8 protein-coding genes are annotated in these 13005 nt (G+C 73.0%); 2 read left to right on the top strand and 6 right to left on the bottom strand.

The window, feature by feature from the left end; translation table 11 throughout:
• The 3 genes from ACZ6PY_RS30230 to ACZ6PY_RS30220 form a co-directional block, all read right to left on the bottom strand.
• Positions 1-986 (bottom strand): FG-GAP-like repeat-containing protein (locus tag ACZ6PY_RS30230; protein WP_466078667.1); only part of this gene is annotated, 986 nt, incomplete at its 3' end.
• 50 nt (positions 987-1036) lie between these two features.
• Positions 1037-3163 carry a glycoside hydrolase family protein gene (locus tag ACZ6PY_RS30225; protein WP_466078664.1) on the bottom strand — a complete coding sequence of 709 codons (2127 nt, stop codon included), beginning with the start codon at positions 3161-3163 and terminating at the stop codon, positions 1037-1039.
• Complete coding sequence (locus ACZ6PY_RS30220) at positions 3163-6441, bottom strand: DUF2961 domain-containing protein (protein WP_466078661.1); 3279 nt, start codon at positions 6439-6441, stop codon at positions 3163-3165. The genes ACZ6PY_RS30225 and ACZ6PY_RS30220 overlap by 1 nt, the downstream gene beginning before the upstream one ends.
• A 375-nt stretch (positions 6442-6816) precedes the next feature.
• Here ACZ6PY_RS30220 and ACZ6PY_RS30215 point away from each other — a divergent pair, with 375 nt between their 5' ends.
• The gene (locus tag ACZ6PY_RS30215) at positions 6817-8337 is read left to right on the top strand and encodes a peptidoglycan DD-metalloendopeptidase family protein (RefSeq protein ID WP_466078658.1); all 1521 of its coding nucleotides are present in this window, start codon (positions 6817-6819) and stop codon (positions 8335-8337) included.
• 25 nt (positions 8338-8362) lie between these two features.
• Positions 8363-9358: an alpha/beta hydrolase gene (locus ACZ6PY_RS30210; RefSeq protein ID WP_466078655.1), complete on the top strand. Its 996-nt coding sequence runs from the start codon at positions 8363-8365 to the stop codon at positions 9356-9358.
• Between the two features lie 60 nt (positions 9359-9418).
• Here ACZ6PY_RS30210 and ACZ6PY_RS30205 read toward each other — a convergent pair whose 3' ends face one another.
• The 3 genes from ACZ6PY_RS30205 to ACZ6PY_RS30195 form a co-directional block, all read right to left on the bottom strand.
• On the bottom strand, positions 9419-10786 hold the full coding sequence (locus tag ACZ6PY_RS30205; RefSeq protein ID WP_466078652.1) for a pyridoxal phosphate-dependent decarboxylase family protein: 1368 nt from the start codon (positions 10784-10786) through the stop codon (positions 9419-9421).
• Positions 10787-10835: 49 nt separating this feature from the next.
• Positions 10836-11708 carry an alpha/beta fold hydrolase gene (locus ACZ6PY_RS30200; RefSeq protein WP_466078649.1) on the bottom strand — a complete coding sequence of 291 codons (873 nt, stop codon included), beginning with the start codon at positions 11706-11708 and terminating at the stop codon, positions 10836-10838.
• A 114-nt stretch (positions 11709-11822) separates the two neighbouring features.
• Positions 11823-12821 (bottom strand): glycoside hydrolase family 11 protein, encoded by a 999-nt coding sequence (locus tag ACZ6PY_RS30195; RefSeq protein ID WP_466078646.1) that lies wholly within the window; start codon positions 12819-12821, stop codon positions 11823-11825.
• Positions 12822-13005: the final 184 nt, after the last annotated feature.

Here is a 13005-nt window from a genome sequence, read left to right as displayed (position 1 = left end):
ACGTCCCCCAGCGCCGGGAACTCCCCGGCGATCGAGAAGAAGTCATGCCACTTCTGCCCCGCACCGAACGACGACCCCGTCGACAACGCCACATAAACATCCGCCGCCGAATCATGCGTGAACGTCACGACGTCGTCCCGACCGTCACCGTCGACATCACCGACCGCGGCGATCTCGGCGCCCGGGGCGAACCAGTCGTGCCATCGCTGGCTGCCGCCGAAGGACGTGCCGGTGGACAGCGCCACGAAGACATCGCCCGTGTTGCTGTGCGCGAACGTGACGATGTCGTCGCGTCCGTCGCCGTCGACGTCACCGGTCGACGCGGTCTCGCCGCCGATGGAGAAGAAGTCGTGCCACTTCGCGGAGGTCCCGGCGAAGCCGCCGCCGGTCGAGGTGCTCACGTAGACGTCGGCGGCGGCGTTCTGCGTGAAGGCGAGGATGTCGTCCCGGCCGTCACCGTTGACGTCGGTCGGCGAGCCACCGGCCATGCCGTGGGTCCGGGCCGCCTGGTTGAGCAGCGTCCGCGCCGTCGCCGCGGCCTGGTCGTACCGGTCGGGGAAGCCGGAGCGCTGCACGCACTGGGCGACCTGTCCGGCCGTGTAGCCCGGGTTGTTGCGATCGCAGACGATGGCGCGGGTGACGTACTGCGTGGTGGCGTAGACCGGATCCATGATCTGCTCCGGGGTGCCCCAGCCGTAGTCCCAGCGCTGCTGGAACACGCCCAGCGAGGACTTGTCGCCGCAGGGCAGGTTGTTCATGTGGGATTCGACCCAGCCGGCCTCGAAGGCGGAGAGCATCACCTTGTCGTTCGCGTCGTGCGCGCGGGCCACACGGTGGACGACGACTGTGACGGCGGGGTCGTGGGTGGCGGGGACCGACGGGCAGGCGAGCGTGTCGATCGGTACGGCGGTCGCCGGCGCGCCGACCGCGACGGCCGCCGTGGCCGTGCAGAGGGCGACCAGCAGCGCCAGCGGGCTTCGTCTCACAATGCTCCTCAGGGACGAGAGTTCACCATCGATGTCAATCTCCATGGCGGTCACGGCACGGCGTTGATCGCGGCGTAGGCGGTGTCGGCGAATCCGACGTCGCGCCGGGAGCCGCTCGCCGTGAAGCGCCAGGTGCCGCCCGGATACTGCCCGGGCGCCCAGGACGCGCCACCCGGCCGCCACCACGGCTGCCAGGCCGCCATCCCGTGGCCGGCGTCGTACCAGGTGTTGTCGCCGCGCCAGGCCGACGCCCACCGGTGCACGGCCACCACCGAGAGCCCGTCGCCGGTGGCCATGGTCCAGCGGGGCATCCCGGTCACGTCACCGGTCGGCCGGGCTTCCACCGCCGGGTCCCCGACCGCGGGCAGCGCGCCGTCCACGTTGAACGCCACCTCCCACACGGCCGCGGTCGACGGCCCGTTCACGGACCAGGTGACATCGCTCTGCAGCCCCGGGCCGGCCCAGCGCGGCGCCACCGTCAGCAACCAGTCGGCGGTGACCGGCTCGTCCCCGAACGGGATGCCCGCCAGGTTGATCCGGGAGCCGTCGGCGGAGACGTCGACCCGGGCCGGCGCACCCGCCCGGTCGGTCACGTCGAACCGGCCGACCGCCAGGTACGGGCCGGTGCCGCGGTGCGACGAGTCGAGCGCCGGGCGGTAGTTGCCGGCCCCGGCCGGGTCCACCCCCAGCGCGGCGATCCGGGCGTTCGGCCACGTCCGCACGTCGGCCCGGAGGAAGCCGGTGCTCACCGTGTACCCGCGGGCCACCACCCCCGAAGACCAGGTCAGCGGCGCCAGCCACAGCCCGCCCTGGCCCCAGCCGGCATGGCTGAGGTACCAGTTCGGGCCGTCCACCACCACCTCGGCGGCGTGCGCGTCCAGCACCGTCACCTTCTCGGCGCCCTCGAAGCGCAGCGGGTCCCGGCTGCGGTAGACGGCCGTCCGCCGGTACGCGGCACCGTAGTCGGTGCCGTCGCAGCAGACGAAGAGGTACCACCACTCGCCCCGGCGCACCACGAACGGCGACTCCGTCTGCCCGCCCGCCTGCCCGGTGGACGGCGACGCGTAGGCGATCGCCCGCGCGCTCCAGGTGCGCAGGTCCGTGCTGGTCCGGTACGCCACCACATGGTTGCCGCCGGTCGGGCTCGACGTCGCCGTGTAGTACATGACCCAGCGGTCGCCGACCCGGGTCACCATCGGGTCGCGGCCCTCCCACCCGTCGGTGAACAGCGGGTTGGCGGGGCTGCGGGTCCAGGTGACGAGGTCCGTCGACGTGGCCAGGTGCATGCGGTAGCGCGTGTAGTCCGGGCTTCCGGCCGCGTAGAACAGGTAGTAGACGCCGTTGTCGTAGACCACGTGCGGGGCCCAGATCCACTGCTCGCCCGCCCCGGGGTCGGCGACCAGCGCCGCGGGCTGTTTCGTCCACGGGCCGGTCGGCGTCGGAGCGGTCGCGTGGCCGAAGGACCGCTCGTCCTGCGGCGCGCCGGGCTCGGCGTGGGTGATGGCGAAGACGTGCCACACGCCGGTCTGCTGGTTCCGCACGATGGTGTGGTCGTTGTAGTACCAGGTCGACGACTCACCCACGCTCGGGTCATAGACGCGGGTCAGGGCGCCGCGCGCGGGCGTCTCACCGACTGCCTCGTACGGCGTCGTGGTGACCGCCGCGAGCGGGCCGACCCGGCGCAGCGTCACCGTGTCGACACCGGCGAAGAAGCCGACCGAGGCCGCGGCGCGGCCGGTCACCGTCACGGTCAGCCGGTGGCCGCCGGTGGCGAGCGACACCGAGCCCAGCGGCACGGGACCGGTGCGCTGCACGCTGGCCGCGTAGCCGTCGAAGAGCTGACCGACCGCCACGCCGTCGACGGCGAACCGCAGCGTGCCGTAGTCGCGGGCGCGGGTGAGCACCGCCCCGAGGTCGTACTGGCCGGCCGGCACCGACGGCAGGGTGACCGTCACCGCGTCGCCGGCCCGGCCGCCGCGGAACCAGAGTTGCCGCCCGCCCGACCAGCTCACCCCGCAGCAGTCGGGCTGCGACTCGACGGGCGCGGTGGCGGAGACGACCGCGAGCGACTCGGCTTCGACCCGTACCGGCTCGTCGGCCGCGGCGGCGGGGCCCGCCGGGACGGCCACCAGGGCCGCCCCGAGCAGGAGCGCCGCGAGCATCCGGCGGGCGCGCATCACGGCACGCTCGGGCGGGGCAGGTCGCTGCCGGGGGCGAACTGGTCGTGCCACCGGTTGGCCGCCGGCCCGAACCGCCCGCCGTCGGAGAGTGCGACGTACACGTCGGCCGCGGTGCCCCGCGTGAACGTCACCACGTCCGCGCGCCCGTCGCCGTTGAAGTCGCCCACCCCGGGCAGCTCGTCGCCGAGGGCGAAGCTGTCGTGCCACTTCCAGCCGTCCTCGACGAAGCGGGTGCCGTCGGACCGCGACACGAACACGTCGCCGGTCGCGCCCCGGGTGAACGTCAGGATGTCGTCGCGGCCGTCGCCGTCGACGTCACCCACCGCCGGGAGCTCGTCCCCGACGGCGAAGCTGTCGTGCCACTTCCAGCCGTCCTCGACGAAGCGGGTGCCGTCGGACCGCGACACGAACACGTCGCCGGTCGCGCCCCGGGTGAACGTCAGGATGTCGTCGCGGCCGTCGCCGTCGACGTCACCCACCGCCGGGAACTCGTCCCCGACGGCGAAGTGGTCGTGCCACTTCACGCCGGGACCGAACCCGGAACCGGTGGAGAGCGCCACGTAGACGTCGGCGGCGGCGCCGCGGGTGAACGTGACGACGTCGGCCCGGCCGTCGCCGTTGACGTCGCCGACGGCCGGGATCTCGGTGCCGACCGCGAAGAAGTCGTGCCACTTCACGCCGGCGGCGTACCCGGAGCCGGTGGACAGCCCGACGTAGACGTCGGCGCTGTCGCCGCGGGTGAAGGTGATGATGTCGGCCCGGCCGTCGCCGTTGACGTCCCCGGTGAGCGGGATCTCCGCGTCCACGGCGAAGAAGTCGTTCCAGGGCCGGCTGTCCGGCACGAACCGGCTCCCGTCGGAGCGGGCCGTGAACACGTCGGCGGTGGGGCCGCGCGTGAAGTCGACCACGTCGTCACGGCGGTCGCCGTCGGCGTCACTGGTGTTACGGGTACGGGTGGTGGCCGACACCTCGGCCGACGCGGCCGCGGCGTTGCCCGCCCCGTCGACCGCCACGACCCGGTAGTAGCGGGTCTGGCCGGCCGGCAGGGGACCGTGCCGGAACGCGGTGGCGCGGGTCGTGCCGACCAGGTTGGCCGCGGTGGTCGCCACACCCGGCGTGCGGGACGAGTAGACCCGGTAGGAGACCACGCCCACGTTGTCGGAGGACGGGGACCAGCCCAGGGCCAGGGCGTGCACCCGCCCGCCGGCCAGGGCCAGGCCGGCCACCGCGGTGGGAGGGGTCGTGTCGGTGTACGGCGACACCATGCTGTCGGCCTCGTAGCGGGCGGCGGTCCAGGCCGGGGCGCCGGCCGCCGGGGTGAGCCGGACGGTCACCGCCGACCGGCCCGCCGTCACCGCCGCGGGGAGGACGAACTCGTCGGCCAGCCAGCGCTGCCGGTCGTTGCCCAGCGGTTGCAGCCACACGCCGGCCGGCGTGCCGTCCACCGCCACGGCCGCCTGCTGGTAGGCGGCGCGCTGGTCCGCGAGGCGGCGCAGCCGTACCCCCTGGTTCGCCGGGTCGATCGCCAGCCGGAAGCTCACCGGGGCGGTCGTCCCGCGGACCTCTTCGGTCCGCGCCACCGTGTCGTCGTCACCCTCGAAGCTGGAGGTGAGCGCGGCCTGGGTCGCCGAGTCGGTGTACGCGTGGGCCGCGCGGCTGGCGGCGTCGCCGGTGACGATCGCGTCGGTCCGCCGCGTGGCCGCGGTGCGCTGGGTGTAGAGGAAGGCGGTCGAGGCGTACTCGGCCGGCATGTCGTTGGCCGGCCCGTGCTCGATGCCGAAGCGCAGCGCGGCGCCGTACGGCACGGCGTCCCCGATCATCAGCCGGTACGCGGCGTCGCACTCGTCGGCGCAACCGCCCGCGCGGAACAGGTGTGCGGTGTTGCCGGTGAAGACGCCGCTGTACTCGCCCCGGTTGAAGTACCACCCCGACTCGTAGAAGTCCTCCGTGCCGGTGCCGTGGATCTGCGGCGTGGCCGAGCCGTCGACGTACACCCGCTCGTCGCCCTCGAGGTAGTTGCGGGTGTTACCGCCGACGATGTGACCGCGCATCGTCTGCGACACGCCCACGAAACGGCCCCGGCCGGTCTGGTCGGCGAGGATCCAGTCGGTGCCGCCGGTCGTCTCCGCGCGGCGCGACTCCGTGGTGAAGTAGCCGCCGCTCCCGTCGGCGGCGAGCCGTTGCGTCCATTCCGTCCCGGGCGCCGACGTCACCTCCGCCTGGACCCCGCTGACCGTCGTGCCGGTCGTGTTGACCAGTGCCAGGGCGGCGGAGGCCCGGAAGGGCATCGGCCACCAGGCGCTGTACCACCCACCGGCCGCGGGGTCCATGGCGAACATCAGCGAGCGGACGGCGCGCTCCCCCAGGCCGCCGCCGAAGAACTCACCGACCGGGCTGTCCACCGTGGTACGACCGTCGAAGGTCAGCCGCAGCCGGAGACCGGAGAGGACCGGCTCGGTGGCGGCGCCGTCGGGCACCCGCAGCCGCAGTTGGGTGACCGCCCGGGGCCCGGTCAGGCTCGCGAGGGACACCTGTCCGTGCGCGGGCACGGTGACGGTGGCCTGCACGGCGGACGCGCCGGGTTGCGCCGGCTTCGGGTCGCGGGTGCCGGCGGCGCGCAGCATGTCGAGGACGTCGGTGGCCCGGTCGGCGGGGTCGAACCGGGACACCCCGACGGCGTCGGCGAAGGTCCGGTAGGTGACGTGGTGGAAGAGCGGGTTGTTCTGGGTGGTGATCCGCATGGAGTCGCGGTAGGGCATCGGGACCTTGATGGTGACGCCGCCGGATGTCTGGTCGGCGTTGCTGACGAGCGGGGCGGTGAAGGGGCTGCCGAGCCGCCCGTCGACCAGGTCCTGCAGGTTGGTGTCGACGACCGTGACGCCGTCGAGTTCGATGCGGATCCAGCCGGTGGCGCGCACGTCGCCGTTGTCGCGGGTGAACCAGATCGACTGCACCTCCCCGGGGCCGCGCGCTTCGGCGATGACGCATCCGCCGAGTTGGCGCAGGCACGAGTAGGTGCCGCCGAATCCGTCGTCGTTGGAGCCGTCGCGACCGAAGCTGGAGAACTGCCGGGTCCGGACCCCGGCGGCCAGCTCGGGCAGGCGGTCGAGCCGGCGGTACGCGTCCCAGCCGGTCGGGCCCTTGTCGTCGGCGACCGTGAGGGTGGCGGGCGGTGCGGCGGCGGGCGGTGCCGCGGAGGTCGTCGCCGCGGGTGCGCTCACCGCCGGCAACGCCACGGCGGCGGCCACGAGCCAGCGGGGGATGCGGAGCCTCATCGGGATCCCTTCCGGGCGGCTGAGGGAGCGGTGAGAAATCGATTGCCGCGAGTTAACTGCGACGTTCTCACGGTTGTCAATACCTTGCGGCCCGTGTCGGCCCACGTCCGGCGGCTCCGACCAGCACAAACGCCCCTCGGAGGAAATCTTCAGCCAACCCGTCTGCCACGTCAGGTATTGACAGACTCCGAAGTATCCGGCTTCACTTCTCCGCAGCGGCACCCGCGAGCGAGCCGTCACCGGGGCGCGACGTCGCCCGGTCGCCCGCCGTTCCGACGCCAGGGCCTCGTCCCCTGGCCACCACCTGCCGCGGTCCGCCGGCGCGTCCGTCGAACCGCCACACCCGACCCGAGCATCTCCCGACAGGAGTCACCCATGTCCCGGCTCCCCACCGGCACCGCCGCGCGTGCCCTCGTCGCACTGCTCACCCTGGCCGCGGCCGCGCTCGTCGGCGCGGTGGCCACGCCCTCGCCCGCGCTGGCCGCGCCGAACTTCAAGGCGCCGTTCCCCTGCGGGCAGCGATGGACGTACGACCACCACAGCTCCGAGGTGCGCCAGGCGCTGGACTTCGTACGCGCCGACGGCGGCACCACCGGCGGCACACCGCAGGTGGCCTCGGCCGCCGGCGTCGCCCGCCGCTACTCGCAACCCAGCGGCGCCGGCAACTACGTCGTCATCGACCACGGCGGCGGGTGGACCACCTACTACTTCCACCTCAGCGCCTACTCCGTGCCCGACGGCGCCTACGTGCAGCAGGGCCAGCAGATCGGGGTCACGGGCAGCACCGGCAACTCCTCCGGACCGCACCTGCACTACGAGCAGCTCTACAACGGCGTGGGCCAGCCGATCGTGATCAACGGCGTCCCGCTCGCGCCGTACCCCGACCAGTACCACCAGAAGTACCTGGTCAGCGACAACTGCGGGTCGTCACCGGCCGGGGGTCGCTACCTGGCCGGATCGCCGACGGATTTCACCGGTGACGGCCGGGACGACGTCGTCGCGTTCACGCAGGGCTCCTCGAACGACGTCTACGTGGCCTCCTCGACCGGGTCGTCCTTCGCCGGGACGTCGGTCAGGTGGAACGACTTCTTCGGCTTGAACGGCGAGACGTTGCTGTCCGGCGACTTCGACGGCGACGCACGGGACGACATCGTGGCCTTCACCCACGGCTCGCTCGCCGACGTCTACGTGTCGCTGTCCACCGGCACGTCCTTCGGCGGCAGCCAGAAATGGCACGACTGGTTCGCCCCCGGCGCGGAGGTACCGGCCGTCGGGGACGTCGACGGCGACGGCCGGGACGACATCGTGACGTTCACCCACGACGACGCCGCCGACGTCTACGTGGCGCTGTCCACCGGCTCGTCGTTCGCCGGAACGGCGGTGAAGTGGCATGACTTCTTCTCCATCGCCGGGGAGTTCCCGGCGCTGGGGGACGTCAACGGTGACGGCCGCGACGACATCATCACCTTCACCCAGGGCCCGGCAGCGAACTCCGACGTGATCGTGGCGCTGTCCACCGGCACCTCGTTCGGGGCACCCCAGAAGTGGCACGACCTGTTCGCCGTCGGCGCCGAACAACCCCGCGTCGGTGACATCACCGGCGACGGCAAGGACGACATCGTCACCTTCACCTGCAACACCGACGCCGACGTCTACGCCGCCGTGTCCACCGGCACCTCGTTCACCGGCACCACCGTCAAATGGAACGACTTCTTCTGCCTCGCCGGGGAGTTCCCCTACCTCGGCGACGTCAACGGCGACGGCCGCGACGACATCATCGTCTTCACCAAGGGCGCCACCAACGACGTCTACGTCGGCCTGTCCACCGGCACCACCTTCACCGGCGCCACCAAATGGCACGACTTCTTCGGCCTACCCGGCGAAACCACCCTCTGAACCCACCCCGACGCTTGGAGGAACCATGCGCAACGCTCGCAACGGCGGTCGACCGGTCAGCCGTCGGCGCCTGCTGACCGGCGCGGCGGGAGTCGCCGCGGCCGGGACCCTGGCCGGCGCCCTCTCCGCGCCGTCCGTGGCCAGCGCCGCCGGTGACGGGTACGGCCTGCGCATCGTGGACCGCAACGAGAACGGCGGCCGGCTGCAGTACTACCGCTTCGCCACCGACGCGATCCAGTGGGACCCGGCGGTCAACGTCCTGCTGCCCGACGGCTACCACACCAGCGGCCGACGCTATCCGGTGCTGTACCTGCTGCACGGCGGGAACGCCGACTTCCGGACCTTCCACCTGCAGGACGACATCATCAACCTCACCGCCGGCCGGGAGCTCATCGTCGTCATGCCGGACGCCTCGACCGGCTGGTACTCCAACCCGGTGAGCAGCAACACCGGCCCCCGCAACTGGGAGACCTTCCACATCGCCCAGCTGCTGCCCTGGATCGACGGCAACTTCCGCACCTTCGCCGAGTACGACGGCCGCGCCGTGGCCGGCTTCTCGATGGGCGGCTTCGGGGCCCTCAAGTACGCCGCGAAGTACTACGGCCACTTCTGCTCGGTGAGTTCCCACTCGGGGCCGGCCAGCCTGCGCCGCGACCTCGGCCTCGTCGTGCACTGGGCCAACGTCACCTCCGCGGCCCTGGACCTCGGTGGCGGCACCGTCTACGGTGCGCCGCTGTGGGACGAGGCACGCGTCAGCGCCGACAACCCGGTCCAGCGCATCGGCAGCTACCGCAACAAGCGGATCTTCCTGGCGGCCGGCACCTCACCCGATCCGGTTAACTGGTTCGACACGGTCAACGAGACCCAGGTCCTGGCCGGCCAGCGCGAGTTCCGGGCGGCGCTCGGCCAGGCCGGCATCCCGCACGAATGGCGGGAGGTCCCCGGGGGCCACTACTTCCGGCACGACCTGTTCGTCCAGGACCTCGCCGGCATGCTCGGGCGGTTGCGTCGCGCCGGCTGACCGGCTGGTCCACGGCCGGGGCCGGCCGCCGGAGGGGCGGCCGGCCCCGCGGCGTCGGTGTCAGGCGGCGAGGCGGGTGATCGCGGCGATCGAGCGGTCCACGTCCGCCTCGGTCGTGGCGGCGTTGGAGACCGAGAGGCGCATCAGCCGTCGCCCGCGCCACGTCGTCCCGCCCGCCCAGCAGGTGCCGTCCGCCTGCACTGCGGCCACCACGCGGTCGGTGCGCGCGTCGTCGCCGAAGCCGACCAGCACCTGGTTGAGGACCACCTCGTTCGCCACCTCGAACCCGGCCGCGGTCAGCCCCTCGGCGAACCGGCGGGCCAGCGCGCAGCAGCGATCCACCACCGCGGCGACGCCGTCGCGGCCCAGCTCCCGCAGACCGGCCCAGACGGCGAACCCGCGCGCCCGGCGTGAGGACTCGGCGGTGAGGTCCGCGCCCGCCGGCGAGCCGCCGGAACCGACCAGGTACGCGGCGGCGTACGACATCGCCGCCGCGTGCGTTTCGGGACGGGCGCAGAACGCGAACGCCGAGTCGTACGGGAGATTCAGCCACTTGTGGCCGTCGCAGGCCCACGAGTCGGCCAGTTCGACCCCGTCCACCAGGTGCCGCGTGGTCGGGCTCGCCGCGGCCCACAGCCCGAACGCCCCGTCCACGTGCGCCCACCCGCCGTGCCGGTGGACCAGCTCGCACGCCTCGCGCAGCTCGTCGCAGGCGCCGGTGTTCACGTTGCCGGCCTGCAGGCACACGACGGTGGGCCCCGGTGCGCCGGCGCGCAGCACGGCCCGCAGCGACTCGAGGTCGAGGGCGCCGTCGGGCCCGGTGGGCACCGGTTCCAGCACGTCCGTCCCGAGGCCGAGCAGGCGCAGCGACCGGTCGATCGTGCCGTGCCGCTCCTCCCCCACGATCACCCGGATCGGCGGCGCCCCGAGCAGCCCCCGGCGCTCCACGTCCCAACCCGCGTCGGCCAGCACCTGGTGCCGGGCGGCGGCGAGCCCTGCGGTGTTCGCCGCCTGGGCGCCGGTGACGAAGCCGACCGATGCCGTTGCCGGGATCCCCAGCAGCTCCTTCAGCCAGCCGCCGGCCGCGGCCTCGGCGGCGATGGCGGCCGGCGAGGTGACCGCGTTGAACGCGAGCTGGTCCCAACCGGCCGCGAGGATGTCGGCCGCGGTCGCCGCCGGCAACGCGCCGCCGACCACGAACCCGAAGTACCGCGGGCCGGCGCTGGCGACCAGGCCGGGCCCGGCCGCGGCGACCAGCTCCGCCAGCACCTGCTCGGGCGGGCGGGGGCCGGAGGGCAACGGGCCCGAGAACGCGTCGGTCACCGCCGCCTGGTCGACCGGCACGCCGACCGGCCGATCGGGCAACGACCGCCGGTAGTCCGCCGCGTGGTCGGCGGCCAGCCGGAACAGGTGACTCAGATCCTCCACCGCCGCACCCTAACCCCGGGCCGGCCCGGCCACCGGAGGCGGCCGGGCGTCAGCGGTGCACCCGTCCCAGGAAGTCGCGCATCAGCGCCACCACCTCGTCGAGGTGGGTCTCGAGCAGCCAGTGGCCGCCGTCGAGCAGGTGCAGCTCCGCGTCGGGGAGGTCCCGCAGGTACGCCCGCGCCGCGTCCGCGGGCATGTAGCCGTCGTGCGGCCCCCAGAGGATGAGCGTGGGTGGCCGGTGCCGGCGCAGGTACGCCTGCTGGCGCGGGAACCAGTCGACGGTGGTGCGCTGGTCGGCGAGCAGCCGGGCGAGGTTCCGCGGGCCGGGCGGGCGGCCCACCTGCGCCCAGGACAGGACCCACAGGTCGGGGCTGACCCGCTGGGCGATCTCCTCCGGCAGATCGCCCACGAACTCGTCGCGGAATCCCCGTTCCGAGACGTGGGGGGCCACCGTCGCCAGGGCCTGCGGGTACGGCTCGGCCCACATCTTCTTGAGCGGCGCGTACTTCGGTCCGTGCTGGTCGGGATAGACGTCGCCGTTCTGGATGACCAGGGCGGCGACCCGCTCCGGCGCGCCCAGTGCCAGGCGCAGCCCGAACTGGGAGCCGTAGTCCTGGAGGTAGATGGCGTACCGCCGCAGGTCGAGGACCTCGGTGAACCGGCGCAGGAAGTCGGCGTACGCGTCGAAGGTGTAGGCGAATCGCCCCTCGTCCGCCCGCGTGTAGCCGAATCCGGGCAGGTCCGGGGCGAGCAGCCGCCAGCGGTCGCCGAGGGCCGGCAGCAGGTGGCGGAACTGGAAGGACGACGAGGGGTAGCCGTGCGGCAGGAGCACGATCGGGGCGTCGGCCGCGCCGGCCTCCCGGTAGAACGTCGGAATGCCGTCCACGTCGACGGTGCGGTGCCTGACCGGCGCGGCTGCCATGGCGCGGCCTACCCGTCCCGCCTCCCGGCAAACGACCGGCCGCGCTCGTCCGGCCGGCCCTGGTCGGTCGGGTGGGGCGCCGGCACGTCGCCGGCGCCCCACCCGGGCCCCAGGTCAGCCGGTCGCGCAGCTCGCGGTGGGTGTCGTGGTGTTGCCGTTCTTGTAGAGCGTGATGCCGAAGTTGTTGCCGTTGCCGTTCGGCCGGGCCGTGAGGGTGCCGCTGGTGCCGCTGATCGAGGCGTTCCAGCTGTTCTGCAGGGTCTGACCGCCGTTCGTGCGGATGGTGACCACCCAGTTGCTGCTGCCGCTGACCGAGAAGTTCACGTTGAACCGGTCGCTCCACTCGTCGGCGCGGGTGACGCTCACCGAGCAGCCGCCGCCGCTCGGGGGCGGGGTGGTCGGGCCGGGGGCGGCGCCGCCCACCGTGATGTTGGAGCTGCCGCTGCTCTGGTAGCCCTCGGTGGCCAGGATCTGGTAGTCGTGGCTGCCCAGGTTCATGCCGTACCGGGCCCACGCGTCGAAGTGGTTGCCGGTGGTGATGGTGCCGCCGACCCGCTTCTGCTGCCGGACGCTCCAGTACTGGTAGAAGGTCCGGGTGCCCTCGATGGAGGGGGCGTTGACCCGCTGCGTCCGGTAGATGTCGTACGTGCCGCCGTCGCTGGTGACCGTGCCCATGAAGCCCTGGCCGCCCGGCGGCCGGTAGGTGCCCCAGCTGTCGACGATGTAGTACTCGACGAGCGGGTTCCTGGTCCACCCGTAGAGGGTCAGGTAGGCGTTGCCGGACGGGTTGAACGTGCCGGAGTAGGTCACGGTCCGGCGTGCACCGGGATTCCAGCCCTTGCCGGCGACGAAGTTGTTGACGTTGCTCCACTGGGTGCTGTACTGGCCGCCGCTACCCATGTTCATGGAGACGTTGCCACTGTCCTTCCAGAAGGAATAGAAGTAGCCGTTGTTCGTCCCGGTCGAGTTCGACGTCACAGTCTCGGCATGCGCGGGGCTGGACTGCAAGGCCGTGACGCCGGTGGTGACCAGGACGGCGGCGCAGGCGCCGCCGATGAGCATTCGGAGGCGGCCACGTCTGGTGGTCCTCGCGGGGACGGGGGCGTCGGTCATGTGCGTGCTTCCTCTCTCGACGGCTGGCGGAGGCCAGCAGCGCGGCGCGACCCGGCGGCAGTTGCCGGCGGCCCGTGACCGCCACCGGAGGAGCGGGTCGCGGACGGCCGGCATCGGCGGTGATGGATGGGTCCCGACGGCGAAAGCATCGGCCGCACGGCGCGGCACTGTCAACAACTTCCGG

This window comes from Micromonospora sp. NPDC048907, from assembly GCF_055586885.1.
The sequence above is the reverse complement of the archived record's forward strand: the minus strand, read 5'-3'. Positions and strand labels throughout refer to the sequence as shown.